Origin of the sequence: Marinirhabdus gelatinilytica (assembly GCF_003353425.1) — a bacterium.
Taxonomy (GTDB): domain Bacteria; phylum Bacteroidota; class Bacteroidia; order Flavobacteriales; family Flavobacteriaceae; genus Marinirhabdus; species Marinirhabdus gelatinilytica.
The window spans coordinates 434,369-451,663 of the sequence record NZ_QRAO01000003.1 but is presented as its reverse complement, the minus strand read 5'-3'; the positions used below and the strand labels follow the sequence as shown (position 1 = coordinate 451,663).

Annotated in this window: 19 protein-coding genes; 11 read left to right on the top strand and 8 right to left on the bottom strand. The window is 42.1% G+C overall.

Annotated features, from left to right (window positions below):
• Positions 1–42: 42 nt before the first annotated feature.
• The 7 genes from C8D94_RS11130 (at position 43) to ftsY (ending at position 4,107) form a co-directional block, all read left to right on the top strand.
• Positions 43–654 carry a fumarylacetoacetate hydrolase family protein gene (locus C8D94_RS11130; RefSeq protein WP_115124011.1) on the top strand — a complete coding sequence of 204 codons (612 nt, stop codon included), beginning with the start codon at positions 43–45 and terminating at the stop codon, positions 652–654.
• On the top strand, positions 655–996 hold the full coding sequence (locus C8D94_RS11125; protein ID WP_115124010.1) for an Hpt domain-containing protein: 342 nt from the start codon (positions 655–657) through the stop codon (positions 994–996).
• A complete protein-coding gene (locus C8D94_RS11120; protein ID WP_115124009.1) occupies positions 997–2,244 on the top strand; it encodes a competence/damage-inducible protein A in 1,248 nt (415 codons plus the stop codon). It begins immediately after the preceding gene.
• Between the two features lie 77 nt (positions 2,245–2,321).
• Entirely contained in the window at positions 2,322–2,561 is a 240-nt protein-coding gene (gene rpmB, locus C8D94_RS11115; protein WP_115124008.1) for a 50S ribosomal protein L28, read from the top strand.
• A 26-nt stretch (positions 2,562–2,587) separates the two neighbouring features.
• On the top strand, positions 2,588–2,770 hold the full coding sequence (gene rpmG, locus C8D94_RS11110; protein WP_081211513.1) for a 50S ribosomal protein L33: 183 nt from the start codon (positions 2,588–2,590) through the stop codon (positions 2,768–2,770).
• A gap of 9 nt (positions 2,771–2,779) precedes the next feature.
• Positions 2,780–2,932 (top strand): DUF4295 domain-containing protein, encoded by a 153-nt coding sequence (locus C8D94_RS11105; RefSeq protein WP_115124007.1) that lies wholly within the window; start codon positions 2,780–2,782, stop codon positions 2,930–2,932.
• Between the two features lie 221 nt (positions 2,933–3,153).
• Positions 3,154–4,107 (top strand): signal recognition particle-docking protein FtsY, encoded by a 954-nt coding sequence (gene ftsY, locus C8D94_RS11100; RefSeq protein WP_115124006.1) that lies wholly within the window; start codon positions 3,154–3,156, stop codon positions 4,105–4,107.
• 84 nt (positions 4,108–4,191) lie between these two features.
• Here ftsY and C8D94_RS11095 read toward each other — a convergent pair whose 3' ends face one another.
• Positions 4,192–4,866, bottom strand: coding sequence for a hypothetical protein (locus C8D94_RS11095; RefSeq protein WP_115124005.1), 675 nt, complete (start codon positions 4,864–4,866; stop codon positions 4,192–4,194).
• 334 nt (positions 4,867–5,200) lie between these two features.
• Between C8D94_RS11095 and rimO the strand changes: the two genes are divergently transcribed.
• Complete coding sequence (rimO, locus tag C8D94_RS11090) at positions 5,201–6,502, top strand: 30S ribosomal protein S12 methylthiotransferase RimO (protein ID WP_115124004.1); 1,302 nt, start codon at positions 5,201–5,203, stop codon at positions 6,500–6,502.
• Positions 6,503–6,587: 85 nt separating this feature from the next.
• Here the strand turns inward: rimO and C8D94_RS11085 are convergent, their stop codons facing one another.
• Positions 6,588–6,950: a hypothetical protein gene (locus C8D94_RS11085; RefSeq protein ID WP_115124003.1), complete on the bottom strand. Its 363-nt coding sequence runs from the start codon at positions 6,948–6,950 to the stop codon at positions 6,588–6,590.
• Positions 6,951–7,007: 57 nt separating this feature from the next.
• Here C8D94_RS11085 and C8D94_RS11080 point away from each other — a divergent pair, with 57 nt between their 5' ends.
• Positions 7,008–8,264, top strand: a complete 1,257-nt coding sequence (locus C8D94_RS11080) for a hypothetical protein (protein ID WP_115124002.1) — start codon at positions 7,008–7,010, stop codon at positions 8,262–8,264.
• Positions 8,265–8,297: 33 nt separating this feature from the next.
• Entirely contained in the window at positions 8,298–9,548 is a 1,251-nt protein-coding gene (locus C8D94_RS11075) for a glycosyltransferase family 4 protein (protein ID WP_245946282.1), read from the top strand.
• On the opposite strand, the gene C8D94_RS11070 is transcribed toward C8D94_RS11075, so the two are convergent.
• The 6 genes from C8D94_RS11070 to guaA all read right to left on the bottom strand — a co-directional run bounded on the left by C8D94_RS11070 (position 9,545) and on the right by guaA (position 15,279).
• Positions 9,545–10,471 (bottom strand): tetratricopeptide repeat protein, encoded by a 927-nt coding sequence (locus C8D94_RS11070; protein ID WP_115124001.1) that lies wholly within the window; start codon positions 10,469–10,471, stop codon positions 9,545–9,547. The two genes, C8D94_RS11075 and C8D94_RS11070, sit on opposite strands and share 4 nt — an antisense overlap.
• A 62-nt stretch (positions 10,472–10,533) precedes the next feature.
• Positions 10,534–10,782 carry a DUF3820 family protein gene (locus C8D94_RS11065; RefSeq protein ID WP_115124000.1) on the bottom strand — a complete coding sequence of 83 codons (249 nt, stop codon included), beginning with the start codon at positions 10,780–10,782 and terminating at the stop codon, positions 10,534–10,536.
• Complete coding sequence (locus C8D94_RS11060; protein ID WP_115123999.1) at positions 10,760–11,302, bottom strand: DUF922 domain-containing protein; 543 nt, start codon at positions 11,300–11,302, stop codon at positions 10,760–10,762. The genes C8D94_RS11065 and C8D94_RS11060 overlap by 23 nt, the downstream gene beginning before the upstream one ends.
• 49 nt (positions 11,303–11,351) lie before the next feature.
• Positions 11,352–11,756: an OsmC family protein gene (locus tag C8D94_RS11055; RefSeq protein ID WP_115123998.1), complete on the bottom strand. Its 405-nt coding sequence runs from the start codon at positions 11,754–11,756 to the stop codon at positions 11,352–11,354.
• Positions 11,753–13,651 carry a LysM peptidoglycan-binding domain-containing protein gene (locus C8D94_RS11050; RefSeq protein ID WP_170134763.1) on the bottom strand — a complete coding sequence of 633 codons (1,899 nt, stop codon included), beginning with the start codon at positions 13,649–13,651 and terminating at the stop codon, positions 11,753–11,755. The genes C8D94_RS11055 and C8D94_RS11050 overlap by 4 nt, the downstream gene beginning before the upstream one ends.
• Positions 13,652–13,749: 98 nt before the next feature.
• Positions 13,750–15,279: a glutamine-hydrolyzing GMP synthase gene (gene guaA, locus C8D94_RS11045; RefSeq protein WP_115124053.1), complete on the bottom strand. Its 1,530-nt coding sequence runs from the start codon at positions 15,277–15,279 to the stop codon at positions 13,750–13,752.
• A 180-nt stretch (positions 15,280–15,459) separates the two neighbouring features.
• Here guaA and C8D94_RS11040 point away from each other — a divergent pair, with 180 nt between their 5' ends.
• The gene (locus C8D94_RS11040; RefSeq protein ID WP_115123996.1) at positions 15,460–17,283 is read left to right on the top strand and encodes a flavohemoglobin expression-modulating QEGLA motif protein; all 1,824 of its coding nucleotides are present in this window, start codon (positions 15,460–15,462) and stop codon (positions 17,281–17,283) included.
• Positions 17,284–17,295: the final 12 nt, after the last annotated feature.

Sequence of the window (17,295 nt, the reverse complement as noted above, 5' to 3'; positions counted from 1 at the left end):
ATACCACCTAGCTACTACCCTCTACCAACTACCCGCTATTCTATGAAACTCATCTGTATTGGCCGAAACTATGCCGACCATATAAAAGAATTGGAAAACGAGCGCCCTAGCGATCCAGTGCTATTCATGAAGCCCGATACCTCGATCCTATTGAAAAAACAACCTTTTTTCATTCCAGATTTTTCTGAAGAAATACACTACGAGGTTGAGGTTTTGGTGAAAATAAAGAAGATAGGAAAGCATATACAAGAAAAATTTGCCCATAAGTATTACGATGAGATTGGTCTGGGTATCGATTTTACTGCACGAGATCTTCAGCAACAATTAAAAAGCAAAGGATTGCCATGGGAAAAGGCAAAAGGTTTTGATGGAGCCGCAGTAATTGGTAATTTTTTCCCAAAAAACACGTTTAAAAACCTCGAAGACCTTACCTTTAGGTTGGAAAAAAATGGAAAGATCGTGCAAAATGCCTCTACAGCACTAATGCTGTGGAATATAGATGCCCTTATTTCCTATATCTCTCAATATTTTACGTTAAAGATTGGAGATGTTATTTTCACGGGAACCCCTGCTGGAGTAGGTAAAGTATCCCCTAACGATGTATTAACAGGATTTTTGGAAGAGCAACAAGCTTTTTCGATTAAAGTAAAATAAATGGACACACACTATTCAGTAGAAAACCTAAAAGAAATTGCAGGCGGTGATGAAGATTTTATGGCCGTTGTAGCTCAAACTTTTCTGGATGAAATCCCTCCGGACCTTGCAGCAATGGAAGAAGCCGTAGAAAACAACAATAAAGAGCTGGCATACCAGTTTGCTCACAAGATGAAACCTAACTTTGAGATGTTCGGTCTAGGCCTCGAAAAAGATATCACCGCTATAGAGTCTTGGACCAAGACTTCAAAAAGCGTAAGTGCAATATTGGATACGGTCAACAAAGTAGTGTCTACTGTAAATGCTGTACTTGCAGAGTTGAAAAGAGACTTCAATTTATAGATGCTAGCAGAAATTATCACCATAGGTGACGAGATCCTAATAGGGCAGATTGTAGATACCAATTCGGCTTTTATTAGTAAAACCCTCAATGGTATTGGGGTAAAAGTGTTCCAGATCACCTCTATACAAGATGAGGAGCATCACATACTTACAGCACTTGAAGATGCAAAAAACAGGGCAGACCTTGTTATAGTCACAGGTGGACTGGGCCCCACAAAGGACGATGTAACCAAGGAGACGTTCTGTAAATTTCTGGACGATAAATTGGTAAAAAATGAAAAGGTGCTACAAAATATCAAGCACATTTTTAAAACCTATGTCAAGAGGGTGCCCTTGCCCAGCAATCTCTCTCAAGCACTAGTCCCATCCACCGCAACTATATTGAACAATATCCACGGCACCGCCCCGGGAATGTGGATGGAAAAAGAAAATACGGTATTTGTCTCCATGCCCGGGGTACCCTATGAAATGAAATACCTGCTCACCCAAGAAGTACTCCCACGGGTAGTGAAAAGATATAACCGGCCCCACATTTACCATAAAACCCTGCTCACTTATGGAAAGGGCGAAAGCGAAATACAAGAACACATAAAAGACTGGGAAGAAGCATTGCCAAACGATATAAAACTGGCCTATCTACCTTCTTTGGGAAGAGTAAGGTTGCGTTTGTCATCTACAGGTCCAAACGAAGAACAGCTTAAGAAAGCGGTAGGAGCGCAAATGGATACGCTCCATGAGTTGCTGGTGGATATAGCAGTGGGATACGAGGACGAAACCAACATCCAAGAACGAATAAGCGCCCTGTTACAATCCAAGAGCCAATCCCTAAGTCTTGCCGAAAGTTGCACGGGAGGCGCCATCGCCCAAGAAATAACTGCTGTCCCGGGTGCATCTGTTTACTTCAAAGGAAGCGTGGTTCCCTACGAGACACACCAAAAAGTCACTGTTTTAGGAATTGATGAAACCATCATACAAAAAAATACCGTTGTAAGTGCACAAGTAGCCAAAGCCATGGCAACAAAGTGTGTTCGCCTTTTTGGATCGGATTATGCACTGGCCACTACCGGAATCGCTGGTCCAACCAAGGGAGATGCTACAGATGAGGTGGGCACGGTGTACATTGCCATAGCATCGCCCAAGGGAGTTTTTGCTGAAAAATTCAGTTTTGGGAACCTTCGGGAACGGGTCATTAAAAAGGCAACGAACAAGGCATTTGAAATGCTCCTTAAAGAAATTTTGAAAAACTAAATTTCTTTTGTTGTTCAAACCAATTAATTTAATTAAATTTGCACCCTGTTTAAAAATAACTAATAAACAATACAGTAATGTCAAGAGTTTGTGAGCTTACGGGCAAAAGAGCAATGGTAGGGAACAACGTATCCCACGCGATGAACAAGACAAAACGTAAATTTAACGTAAACCTCGTTAAAAAGCGTTTCTACATCCCAGAAGAGGACCAGTGGTTAACACTCAAGGTGTGCACTTCTGCATTAAAGGACATCAACAAAAAAGGTATCTACGCTGTAGTAAAGGAAGCCCGCCAAAAAGGATTCTTGAACAAGTAGGCATACGCTAATAAAAGCACAGTACAATGGCAAAAAAAGGAAACAGAGTTCAGGTAATCTTAGAATGTACCGAGCATAAAGAAAGCGGGCAACCAGGAACGTCACGCTATATCACAACAAAGAACAAGAAAAACACTCCAGACCGTATGGAGTTGAAGAAATTCAACCCTATCCTCAAAAAAATGACGGTACACAAGGAGATAAAATAAATTTGAGTCATGGCAAAGAAATCAGTAGCATCATTACAAACAGGATCCAAGCGTTTAACTAAAGCCATCAAGATGGTAAAGTCTCCAAAGACTGGCGCTTATGTATTTGTAGAGTCTATCATGGCTCCAGACCAAGTAAACGATTGGTTGAACAAGCAATAAACCAAACCGTATAAGATATACGAAGCCACTTTTTTACAAAGGTGGCTTTTTGTATTTTTATACGTGTTTGGGCGTGCTCCCGCTATAAACGGGACCGGGCTATCCGCTATATCCTCCAATCAAGTTGGAGGGATGCCGCTGCTATCCCTCACGCAATGCAAATACGAATTGAGCAATTTCAGTATACGGTATAGTACGCTACACATTAAACTAAACGTAAGATGAGCTTCTTTAAAAAAATATTCAGTAAAGAAAAAAAGGAAACCCTGGACAAGGGACTGGAGAAATCCAAAAACACATTTTTCGATAAACTTTCCAAGGCCGTAGCCGGTAAGAGCAAAGTAGATGATGATGTCTTGGACAACCTCGAGGAAGTTCTCGTATCCAGCGACGTGGGAGTAAACACCACCCTAAAGATTATAGACCGAATTGAGAAACGTGTCGCTGAGGATAAATACCTTGGCACCGAAGAACTCAACAAAATTCTCCGTGAAGAGATCGCAGGTCTCTTGAGCGAGACCAACACCGGAAACGCCACCCAGTTTGAGGTTCCTTCAAAAAATAAGCCCCACGTGATTATGGTCGTGGGTGTAAACGGAGTGGGAAAGACTACTACTATCGGTAAGTTGGCTTTCCAATTCAAAAAAGCGGGCAAAAAAGTAGTGCTGGGTGCGGCCGATACCTTCCGTGCCGCCGCCATAGACCAACTACAGGTATGGGCAGATAGGACCGATGTCCCCATTGTTAAACAAAGTATGGGCAGTGACCCCGCGAGTGTGGCATTCGATACCCTACAGAGTGCCGTAAACCAAGATGCCGATGTAGTTATTATCGATACCGCCGGACGCTTGCACAACAAAGTAAATTTAATGAACGAGCTCACCAAGGTAAAACGAGTGATGCAAAAGGTGGTGGGCGATGCCCCTCATGACGTTTTGTTGGTGTTGGACGGCTCCACAGGGCAGAACGCCTTTGAGCAAGCCAAACAATTTACTGCAGCCACCGAAGTAACAAGCCTTGCCGTTACAAAACTGGACGGTACCGCAAAGGGGGGTGTTGTTATTGGTATTAGCGACCAGTTCCAGATTCCCGTAAAATACATTGGCGTGGGCGAAGGCATCGAAGACCTACAGGTATTCAATAAATTTGAGTTTGTAGATTCATTCTTTAAATAAAATTACATCTCCCTGTGAAGGGAGATGTAAGGTCAATACAATGTATCACATATCATCACGGTAGGTTGGTTATGGCTTCACCTACTATTTTTTGTGTAATATATCAGCAATGTAGACTTTGTTTTTCTTTGTGAAAAGCGTAGGATTTGCGATCACGTTACCTTTTTTGTTTTTTAAATGGAACACAGCTGTATAGTCCTTTTTATCTTCTGAAGTGTAATATTTATAAGCTAAAGTAAGCGTGTACCCTTGTTTCCATTTTTTGATTGTCTGCCCTCTTTTCGTTTTAGCCAAATAATCCTTCAGCGCCTTTTTCGAATTTTTAGCAGTTATGTATACAGGCCTAAAATTAGGATTTAAGTGAACCGCCTTGTTTTTTACTTTTTTTAAGATCTCACGTTCCTTATTGGTTAAGCTTTCGGTTGACGTGTCTCCCGAATCATCTTCATCACACATCGTGTGCTGGGGTGTGTCTTCGCCATAACCGCAGGCAATAACTCCAGCAAGCCATTGTGCTGGGTAACAGTATACTTGTTCCGCATAACTTTTTTCGCCGCAGGGATCGCCTTGACTGGCCTTGCCAACAGCGTCTGCCGCTTCAGTCATTCCAGCCATAAAACCATACTCCCAAGGACCTCCACCAAGTCCCGAACCATCAGGGTGGCACCAAGCTCCAGGTGGACATTCGAATCCTTGTGAATGTACTTGGACACTAGTAATAATACATAGGATAGCCGATAAAAATAGAATTTTTCTCATGATATTTACTTTAAATTAGTTGATCATAAAGGTAGTAGTAAGAAAGCGATGGGATATCTATGAAATCAATGACTCCCAAAAAATATATGAATTCTTGTCTATTGTGATCTTCACAAGTGCACACTGGTATAACAGTAACTGTCAACTATTTTAGCAAATTTTTTAAATGTTGGTCCGTTACATCAAAAATTGTTGATGGTTTCATCTTTGTGATGATTAGACGAGACTAATAATGCTTTCATAAGCGTTTATCTATTATCGTATTTCGTACCTTTGCACCCGCTTAAAGCAAAGCAGATCCTAATTCTTAAATCGTACCTCGTACTTTATATCTATGCGTACCAAAACACTAAAAAAGAACAAAATTAACGTAGTCACTTTGGGCTGTTCCAAGAATGTGTACGACAGCGAAGTGCTCATGGGCCAACTGCGTGCTAACAATAAAGAAGTGGTGCACGAGGAAGAAGGTAATGTTGTAGTGATAAACACCTGCGGCTTTATTGCCAATGCCAAGGAAGAGAGTGTGAACACTATCTTGGAGTATGTTCAAAAAAAGGAGGAGGGTGTTGTAGATAAAGTATTTGTAACGGGATGTCTGTCTGAACGCTACAAACCAGATCTCCAAAAAGAAATCCCGAATGTAGATCAATATTTTGGAACAACAGAATTGCCAGGATTGCTAAAGGCTTTGGGAGCAGACTACAAGCACGAGCTCATAGGTGAACGTTTAACAACCACTCCAAAAAATTATGCCTACCTAAAGATTGCCGAAGGCTGTGACCGTCCGTGTTCGTTTTGTGCCATCCCTATTATGCGCGGGAAACACCGAAGTACACCCATTGAAGACTTGGTCACCGAAGCGAAAAACCTAGCAGCAAACGGTGTAAAGGAACTAATCCTTATCGCTCAGGACCTTACTTATTATGGTCTCGATTTGTACAAAAAACGAAACTTGGCAGAACTTCTTGAAAACTTGGTAAATGTGGAAGGAATAGAGTGGATTCGCCTGCACTATGCATTCCCAACAGGCTTCCCCATGGACGTTCTGGACGTGATGGAACGGGAACCCAAGGTTTGTAATTATATTGATATTCCATTACAGCATATTTCAACAAAAATATTGAAGTCCATGCGTCGCGGGACCACCTATGAGAAAACAACGAAGCTTTTGGAGGAATTCAGAAAGGCAGTGCCAGAAATGGCCATCCGTACCACATTGATCGTAGGATACCCTGGGGAAACTGAAGAAGACTTCCAGATCCTTAAAAACTGGGTCATCGAGCAACGTTTTGAGCGTTTGGGATGCTTTACCTATTCACACGAGGAAAACACCCACGCCTACAATTTGGAGGACGATGTACCCGACGAAGTGAAAATGCAACGTGCCAATGAGATAATGGACATACAGAGCCAAATTTCGTGGGAGCTGAACCAGGAAAAGATTGGGAAGACCTTCCGAGTGATCATCGATAGGAAAGAAGGCACTTATTACGTGGGCCGTACCGAGTTTGATAGTCCCGATGTAGATAATGAAGTACTCATAAATGCCGAAGACGGCTATCTGCGCACTGGCGAATTCTTTGATGTAAAGATCACTGCCGCTGAAGATTTCGACTTGTATGCCGAGGTCATCTAGAACATGCCATAGCGAAGAGAAATCACGCAACTGGCTACATCTTGCTGTGTAGAAACCTGCTCACGGATTACCAAGATGCGATTTCTCAGTCGGACTTTCTTTGAGACGATTTTTTCTTTGGTAATGTGCCAATTAGCGTACTTCGGTTTAGGATCAGTTCGGTAATTGTTCTGGCATCTGCCTCAAACGTATCACTTTCCGCAGGCAATAGCACATATTTTTTTGTGGGGATTCTTTGTAGATAGCGCCATTCGTCAAGTAATTTGGTGAGTTCTTCTTGTGTTTCTAGCGGTGTAGCCACCCAAATACCTATATCGTTAGGATATTTCTTATTCGTATTGAGCGCAAAAAGCAAATAATCCTCAAGGTAATAAGCAGTAACCCCAAACATATTTTTTGAATGGAGTGGAAGCGTGTGTAATGCATCTAAAAAGAATTCGTATGCCATACCCAAAGATACTATTTTAGTTATTTTTGGTATACTTAAAAAGTACTCTACAATTTTATGAAATATAAACTCTTGTTCTTCATAGCATTGCTAATGTCGTCTTGTAACGACGGGATAAAGCACCAGCATCCTTCAAAAGACCTTTCTACTGAAGCTAAAAAAAATCCAAGCGTCCAAGAATTTTTAAACCCAGCTGAAATAGACAAAAGCCATCTCCCGCGTTTGTTCAGCAATGGAAAACAGCTGTATATGTCTTGGGTGACGAGTGAAAAGGATACAGATTTTCTAAATTATTCGGTATATAATGGAACAATTTGGAACAAAACCGAAACTATCACGCAAGGTACAGATTGGTTTACCAACTGGGCCGATTTTCCCGTAATCTGTGAAAATAATGGTAATATCTTGACCACGTACCTTCAAAAATCCGATACCGCTACGTATGCTTACGATATTCGATATAATAGTTATAATTCAGAAACTAAAACCTGGCATAAAAATTTGCTCCTCAATACAGACGGGACTAAAACCGAACACGGCTTCGTTTCTGCCGTTCCCGTACCAGGTGGATTTGAAGTTGCTTGGCTGGATGGTAGAAACACAGGTGGTAGCCACGAGAATCATGACAAGCAAGGTGCGGGTGGTGCTATGACCCTGCGTAGTGCAATAATAACTAATGATGGTGAAGTATTAAATGAGGTACAACTGGATAATAGGGTGTGCGATTGTTGCCAGACATCTATTGCCAATTCTGGCCGAATGACCCGCATTGCGTATAGAGATAGGAGCGAAACTGAGATTAGGGATATTTCAGTGGCAACAAAGGCTGTAACAGGGCATTTGGAAAAATCTATAAAAAAGGTTCACGCCGATACTTGGAAAATTGCGGGTTGCCCCGTAAATGGCCCATCAATTGATGCTTTTGGGAATTCCTTTGTTACAGCTTGGTTTACAGCTGCCGATGGCGAAGGAAAAATAAAAGTCTCATTTCTGGAAAGCGACATACAACAACCGTTCAGGATTGATAACGGCAATGCAACCGGCCGTGTGGATGTTGAGATGATTTCTGAAACTGATGCTTTGGTTCTGTGGATGGAGCCCAAAGGCGAAAGCGAAGTAATTATGCTGGCAGAAGTTTCAATTTCAGAAGGAAAAACGAAAGAAGTACAAATTTTTGAAACCACTCCAGACCGTGCCAGTGGTTTCCCACAGTTGGAAGTAATGGAAGAAACTGCCTATGTCGCTTGGACGGATGTTGAGGGAAAAGAGAAAACTGTGCGAACAGTAGCCATTAACCTTAAAGATATTGAGTAACCACAAATTTCGGAATTTTAAACCTTTTTTTTCTTGAGCCAAAAACTCCTCATAATAGGCCATACCTTCCCTGAGCCCAGCACCACTGCAGCCGGTGGTAGGATGTTACAGCTTATCGAGTTGTTTTTGGAACAAGGGTTTTCCCTTTCGTTTGCAACTACGGCTGCTAGGAGTGACAAATCGTTTGCGCTGGGGGGGTTGTCTATCACCACCTCTACAATTGAGTTGAACGACCCAAGTTTTGATGAACTTTTAAGAGCATTACAACCCAGCGTCGTACTTTTTGACCGTTTTATCACCGAGGAGCAATTTGGTTGGCGGGTTGCCGAAATGTGCCCCAACGCAATACGCATCTTGGATACTGAAGACCTTCACTTTCTCCGAAAGGCTAGGGAAGCGGCATACAGAAAGGGATGGCCCATATCGCAAGCGGATTTATTTACCCAAACCGCCAAACGTGAATTAGCGAGTATTCTTAGATGTGATGTAAGTTTGATTATTTCTGAAGTTGAAATGGAATTGCTCACCACTACCTTTAACACCCCCAAAGGGTTGCTCTTTTATCTTCCCTTTGTTATTCCAGCAGAAATTTCAGCAACAACAATACGCCAACAGGATTCTTTTGAGGATCGAAGCCATTTTATCGCTGTTGGGAACCTGAAGCACGCTCCCAATGTAGCTTCCGTAAAAATCTTGAAAGAGCACATCTGGCCTATCTTGAAAAACAAGGTTCCTGAAGCGAATCTCTATGTATATGGTGCCTATGCGCCCCAGCAAATTCAAGCATTGCACAGTCCATCGGAACGGTTTTTTATTAAAGGTTGGGCAGAGGATATAGAGGGAGTTATGCAAAATGCACGGGTGCAGTTGGCACCCATCCCATTTGGCGCAGGATTGAAGGGAAAGCTTCTGGATGCAATGCAATTTGGCCTGCCATCGGTCACTACCGCTATCGGGGCAGAAGGGATGTACGGTTTAGAAGAAATTCCAGGTAACATTGAAGATGATTGGAAACAATTTGTAGAGGCGGCTTCAACGTTGTATTTACAGAAGGAGGATTGGCAAAAAGCCCAAAGGGCAGGATATAAAACCTTGAGACAGCGCTTTCATAAACGCGACTTTTCAGAAGCTTTTTCAGCAAAAATTTCAATATTGCTGAAAGATGTACAGGACCACAGAAACCGTCATTTTATTGGGCAAGTCCTTCAATATAAAACCTTGCAGGCCACTAAATATCTAAGCAAGTGGATTGAAGAAAAAGAACGAAAAAATACTTCGAGTTAAAACTTATTGGCCAGATCTACCTCAGCCGCGATATAGCCGAAGGATGCCCAATCATCGCCTGAGACAATTTCCTCGAAAATGGATTCGGCAGTATTTGCATCGCCCTCGCACAGTAAGTAGTTGCCAAGCCCGTAAGCAAGCGCACTGTTTGAAGCCGAATCTTCAAGATTTGTTTGCAGCGTTTCTGGTTTTAGTTCGCCTTTGTAGAGCAAACAAGCTTTAAGATAGGCATGATTCTCAATTACGTTGAGGTCGCTATTAATATTTTTCACATAATTAAATCCTGTGGGTTTACGTCCCATCTGGCAGTTTATGGTATAGATCCAATGGGATGCAGATACGACATTGTCTGGGTTTTTTGACGTTCGTAAACATTTCTTGAAGGCATCAAGTGCTTTTTGGTCGCTACCTTTAAGGTAGTGCGCCAACCCTAAATGATAATAGATATTGCCATGCATTGTGCTCACCGGAATATTCTGTGCATTGGGCAGGCCGTCTTCTTCAACCTTGTTTTCAGTTCCTTCTATAAGTTGCGCTGCTTTTTCAAGATCGGCAACCGCATTCTCAAATTCTCGAACGGTAATATAACGGTGGCCCCTGTGGCGCAACAAGCGAGACTCGTTTGGGAATTTTTCCAGCCCCGTGGTGTATATGGCTATAGCTTCTCTGTAGTTTCCGGTATAGGCCGTAAACCTACCTAGCCAGATAGTATTTTCCAGATCATCGTTTTGTTGGTAAGCTTGTTTCTTTTCCTCGTATTGTTCTGAAATTTTTTCGGGAGGCGGATTGCTATATAGGGTATCGCCCAGTTTTGAGATGGCTTGGTACTCTTTGTCCCAAGAATCCTCTATTTGAAGGGAGGTGTTTTTGTCGTTGCAGCTTAACAATAACAATGAAAAAGCAAAAAGGAAATATCTTACCATGTGTATACATTTACGGTATAAAGATAGCTAAATGTATTTTCAGAAAAGTTTGGTTTTAAATTTTAATCTTGCACAAGTGGTCGTAGCAAGCTCTCCAAGCCGTTAATTTTTATCTCGTGCATTTCTTGCATCATACTACCTAGTTTTCCCTTTGGGAATCCTTTTTGCTTGAACCACACAAAATATGCTTCGGGAAGCGTCAAGAGACGTTGGTTTTTATATTTGCCAAAAGGCATTTTATAGTTGGCCAGTTCCTTTAAATGCTCGGGGTCTGGAAATGTGTTTGGATTATTGTAATTTCCAGCGTTCATATTTTTTCAGTTCTTTGGCAACAAAGCGGCGCCATTGTATTTCTACTGGTTCGTTTTTGGAGTGGTCTGTGTCAAAATCGAATTTGGTCTGCATTTGTTGTCGGGCAGTTTCATTTTTTTGGTAAAGTGCATTTACCTCTTCCTTTGGGTTGTTAGAAAAGGAGGTTTCTTCCATGGCCTTTCGCAATTTGCGAGCGTAGAGTTCAGAAATATCAAAATGGGTCTGCTCGTGCTTTAGGATATAATCTGTTACCAGATCTGGTTTGTACCACGATAATTCTGGGTAAAAATTACATTGTACGTCGTAGTCCATCGTCATTTTTCCACTTTTCACCTTGTACGAAAATGAAAAAGAGATACCACTGTTGGTACTGGCCACAAAACTATCTCCGGCATCAGGAGTTCCTTTAAAATCTGCCCAAGTAAGCTTTCGGTCTTCATCCCATTGCATTTTTATAGTACTGGTGGAGGGTAGGGGAGCCATGCAAAGGGCCAATATGAGGGTTACAAGAATTTTCATGACTATTGTAACGGGTTTATGAGGTTTTTATTGAAAAGCCACTTCAACTTTAGCCCCAATTAAATTGGATAACCTTTTCAATATCGGGGTGCAAGCTATGGTGCACGGGACAGGAATTAGCAGTATTTTCAAGGATTTTTCGATTTTTATCCGAAGTGTTCCCCGGTAGATTCAGTTCAATTTCAATCTTTGAGATGCGTCTTGGATTTGAAGTCATTGTTTTGGTAACCATTGCTGTACTGGCTGTTATATCTACACCCAGATCCATTGCCTTAATTCCCATAACGGTAAGCATACAATTGGCAAGACCGGTTGCTATGGTATCGGTAGGGGAAAATGCTTCTCCTTTCCCGTTATTATCGGTAGGGGCGTCGGTTATATAGTTGTTACCAGATTTTAGGTGGGTACACTCGGTACGAAGGTTTCCCAGATATGTTACTTTGGAAGTGCTCATTTTACCACATCAAAATTAAGGTCCTTGTTGTACTGTAAAATATACATAGCTCTGTTGGCATACCCAGTAGCCTTAGGTTGGTAACGAAACTTACTCTCAATGTATTCGGTCTCTATCTCACCGGTAATCTCTTTATAAAAATCTTCGGAAGAAGCCAGCCTCAAGAGTACGTCGTAGGTTACATCAAACCCACGTACGGCATATTTGTTGGGCAATACACCATATTTGTTCTTATAGCTTATTAAAAAGGGATCTTTTTCGTCATAGCTATAACTCTTACTCACCGAAGGAAAGGTAAGCCCCAATCTGGCCAAATTCATATTGCTTACATCATCAAACTCAAAAGCTTTGTTCTTGTCCAGGGTGAACAAACGTACATTATAATCTTTTGGCATCCCGTTAAGAAGGGTCACTACGTTGCTCAGGAGCACAGGATTTGTAGTTTCCACGATTACCCAGTTGTCCGCTGTGCCTCGGGCCATATGTTTATCTATATCACCAATGTACAGAAATCCTTTTTCCCTAGGGGTAATGGTTTTTGCCTGAGGTAATGCTGCAACTATCTTTTCCTTTTGTTTTCTTCTGGAAGCATCAGAAATTAAAACGATGTTGTTCCCTGCGCTATTGCTTTGTATCCATTGCAGCATCCCGTTCTCCAAAATTTCATCATCGGGAAGGGTTTGGAACACATTCTGGGTGGCCCTTAACTTACGATTGCTAAGAGGTGAAAAAACAGGGACATCGCTTCGGTTTAATGCTGAAGAAGCTTTTTCTACGTTGTTGCTAAGCAGTGGCCCTATTACGGCATCCATGCTGTTTACATTGTTTGCTGAAATTATAGTGCTCACTTTTGAAGCATTCGCTTCTGTATCGAATACGTTAAAAGTAACCGAAACACCTTTATCCTTGGCAAATTCTGCTGCCATGAGCGCTCCGCTATAAAAGTCCAAGGCAATTCGCATGGTACGTTGTTCTTGGAGTACCTCTGTATTGTTGATCGAATCTACCGAAGCTCGGTTTAACATAAACGGTAGCATAAGCGCTATGTTTTTCTCGGATTTGTTGGTGAGGCTGGATTCCAGATTTACGTTGGATACGTTTTCAGTGGCTACTATTTCAATATTTTTGGGAAGTTTTAGTATCATCCCTTCTTTCAGTCCGTCCTTGGCATAAGGGTTCAGGGAAACTATTTCTTCTTCGGTAAGGCCAAACTTCACTTTCAATCTATAAAACCCTTCTTTGGGTTGTACCTCGTAGAGGGTATACTTGTCGTTGTCTATTTCTTCTGAAACTATTTTCTCTTCAGGAACATGTATACTAATTCCTACTGGCAGGCCTTCGCCCAGATCTGGATTCAGCGCTTCTAGTTGGGCTACTGTGATACCGTACATTCTCGCGATACCGAATTTTGTCTCCTTGGGTTGTACCGTATGGGTGTTTTTTGAAGAGGTAGCGGTTGTTTCAGTGGTAGTAGTGGTAGTGGAGGCTGTATTTTTGATAGGGATGCGAAGCTTTTCTCCTTTCTTCACTTGCTTTGCATATAAGTGCTTGTTGTATTTTTTTATATCATCTATGGAAACCCCGTACAACTGTGAAATGCTGAAAAGTGTCTCCTTTCGTTTTACCTTGTGCATTTTAAAAGAAGAAGTTCCAGAGCTATTTATAACATCACCCGAAGGTATCACTAAGATCGTGTTTTCCTTTACGCCGTCCCTAGCATCTGGATTGAGGCTATAAATAGCTTCTTGGGTGGTATTATATTGTTTGGCAATACTAAAAACGGTTTCGCCTTTGGAAACCTTGTGGCTCTTGTACTTTTCCTGTGTTGTGGAAGAAATGGCATCGCAGCTTACAATTAAAAAGCCAACTATGGCTATATAAAGAAGATATTTCAATGTTCGTATCAAGGTTTTTACTTTTCCATAAAAGTACGGATAAAGCAGGTTTGTTGTTCTTAAAATATGATTAAAGTTGCAAATGTTACCCCGGGACGCTATTCCCATTCTATGGTTGCAGGGGGTTTGCTACTTATATCGTACACTACTCTATTAACGCCTTTTACACGATTTATTATATGGTTGCTGGTTTCCTGTAAGAATTCGTAGGGTAGGTTTACCCAGTCTGCGGTCATCCCATCGGTACTTTCCACGGCTCGAAGGGCCACTACTTTTTCGTAGGTACGTTCGTCTCCCATGACGCCAACACTTTGTACGGGAAGTAAAATGGCACCTGCTTGCCACACTTTGTCGTATAGGTCCCATTTACGGAGCCCATCGATAAAAATAGCATCCACTTCTTGGAGGATACGTACTTTCTCTGCCGTGATATCCCCTAAAATTCTAATGGCCAATCCTGGTCCTGGGAACGGGTGGCGGCCCAATAGCTTCTTGTCGATACCCAACTGTGCGCCTACGCGCCTCACTTCGTCCTTAAAGAGCATTCGCAGGGGCTCTACAATTTTCAGTTTCATAAAATCTGGCAAACCTCCTACATTGTGGTGGCTCTTAATGGTAACAGAGGGCCCATTTACCGAGACACTTTCAATAACATCCGGGTATATGGTTCCTTGTGCCAAGTAGGTTACATCGGTTATTTCGTGGGCCTCGTCATCAAAAACCTCTATAAAAGTGTTACCAATGGCTTTTCGTTTTTCCTCGGGGTCGCTCTTTCCGGCCAAGGCACTTAAAAAGCGGTCACTGGAATCTACACCCTTAACATTAAGCCCCATATCTTTATATTGCTCCAGCACGCTATTGAATTCATTTTTTCGCAACAGGCCGTTGTTCACAAAAATACAGTACAGGTTTTTTCCAATGGCTTGGTGCAATAAAACTGCTGCAACGGTACTGTCCACTCCTCCGCTCAAGCCCAGCACTACTTTGTCAAGACCAATTTTCTTTTTTAACTCAGCTACTGTTGTGTCTACAAAAGCAGCGGGGGTCCAACTTTGTTCCACCCCTGCCATGTGTACCAAAAAGTTTTCCAGCAATTGCTTGCCGTGGGTAGAGTGGTATACTTCTGGGTGGAATTGTATGGCATACGTTTCTTCACCTTCAATTTTGTAAGCTGCATTCACAACATCTGCTGTGCTCGCCAAGCGTACACCGTTTTCGGGTAGCTTTGCAATGGTATCGCTATGGCTCATCCATACTTGGGTGCCTTCGGGGATTTCCTTGAACAAAGGCTCACTATCCTTTATCATTGAAAGTTTTGCACGACCGTACTCCCTTATGTTGGACGGCTCCACGCTTCCACCACCAAAATGGGCCAAATACTGGGCGCCGTAACAAACCCCCAAAAGCGGGAGTTTTCCTTTAATATTGCTAAGGTCTGGGTGTGCAGCATCTTCGTTTCGTACCGATAGTGGACTTCCGGAGAGTACTACTGCCTTAAAGCTGGACAGATCGTTTGGAATGTTGTGGTATGGATGAATTTCGCAGTAAATGTTCAGTTCTCTTACACGTCTTGCGATAAGTTGTGTGTACTGCGATCCGAAATCTAGGATGAGGACTTTGTTTTGCATCTGCAAAAATAATACTTCGGTGCAATTTTCCATAAAATTACCCTGCTTTTATCTAAAAAATGTTCAGTGCAATATGATTTGCCAAAATTTTCAAAAGGGAAAGTAATCCAACGTTAAACATATCCTAATCTAAGCCCAAAACCTCTCGTAGCGTACAATTTTTAGGTATTTTTAGAGTATATGATTGACCAAGATTTTTTACGATCACTAAACGACTCGCTCGAAACCGAATTACCCATAAACCAGGCACTGCCAGAGGGTGGAATGCTTCATATAGACAAGGTACTGCCGTATATTTGTGTGTATCGATATAAAAAACCAGACCTATATTTTTCAGGGTTGCTGAAGACCCAAGCCTCCTATATCATTGTAAAAGATACAGTAGATATTTCAGGATTACTGGAGCTACTGGCAACTTCAGTTTCAAAAAAACTGAACTCGTTCTTGATACTCGAAATGTGGCCCGTTCGCAAAGACCACGAGGCAGAATTTGAAATTTCCTGCCCAAAAGAAAAAGCCCCCGCAACCGTAAAAGCCTTGCAGGATGGTATAGACGAGATGCGGTTGATTTATCCCGAGGTTTCAGCAATAGTTTCCGATACGCACGATAGGCACCCGGACCGTTTGGAACCGCTCCTGAAAATGGACCAGACCAAAGAAACGGGTAGTTTGATTATAGGGCTGGCAGTGCCCACTATTTACCAACGTCCTGAGGAGAACCAGGTCTTCTCTATTTTTTACCGAAAGTTCGCAACCCACCTTTCAGAAATTATAAAACGTGCCGTTTACGAATTTATACGGGTACAAACGTCCAACCCGTTTGCGCACTATTTAATGCTGGGTAAAACCAATCTGGACAAAATTACCATGGAAGCAGATGATACCTTGGCCGAGATTAGCGAGGGAATGTCCTTTTTAATGCGTACTACCCCTGTTAACAGTTCGCAAGAGTGGGAAAAATTCAAGATAAGTAATTTTACAAAAACACCCTCTTTTAATTACAGATTGGTGGCACTGGATCCCGAGCAGCAAAAAAGAAAACTATACGATATCCCACTGGAAAAGGTGAACGACCCAACACTGGCCTTCATCTTACGCGATAAACGTTTGGAGATTGAAAAACAGCTAACCATGCTCGAGGAACGAGGAACCGACAGCTTTAGGTTTGTGGGTGAGAGTTTGTATGGCGCTATTGAAGACGAGGTTTTAAGAGGGGCGCAAGAGTTGTTGAAAGCATTTCCCGAGGGTGATTCCCCTTTAGAAATTGAAAGGTTCAATTGTCATGATTTTGCCGAACACGCCCAGAAGGAAATAGATTTTTACCAAGAGAGATTTCCGCAGTTGGAGCTGTCGCTGGAAATTAGGAACGACGTAGCAGGGATCATGGTCTCTGAAACTACCTTGCTTATAAGCGACCAACTCTCTATGGATGCCAACCGTTGCGATGCCTTGATACAGCACGAGGTGGCCACACACATTTTAACCTATTGCAATGGAAAGAGCCAACCCATTAAACAAATGTACGCTGGCTTTGCGGGCTATGACCAATTGCAGGAAGGACTGGCCGTACTTGCCGAATATCTTGTTGACGGGCTTACCATAAATAGGTTGCGATTATTGGCTGGCCGTGTCGTAGCAGCACATAGTTTGGTAATGGGTGCAACTTTTATTGAAACGTTCAAGTTGCTTAAGGACAACCATAATTTTCCGGCTAAAACGGCCTATTATATTACAATGCGTATTTATCGGGGGGGTGGGCTTACCAAAGATGCAGTATACCTCGCTGGTTTGATGAATGTATTGGATTATTTAAAAGAAAATGGAAATCTTGAAACTTTGTATGCAGGAAAATTTAATACCAACCATGTCCCCCTCATAGAGGAATTAATGCACCGTGACGTATTGAGAAAACCTGTACTCCCTCGTTTTTTGGAACGGGATAGTGTACAGCAACGTCTCGAGAATTTAAGGAACGGGATACAACTTACCGAATTGCTTAACTAAAAACAACCTAAC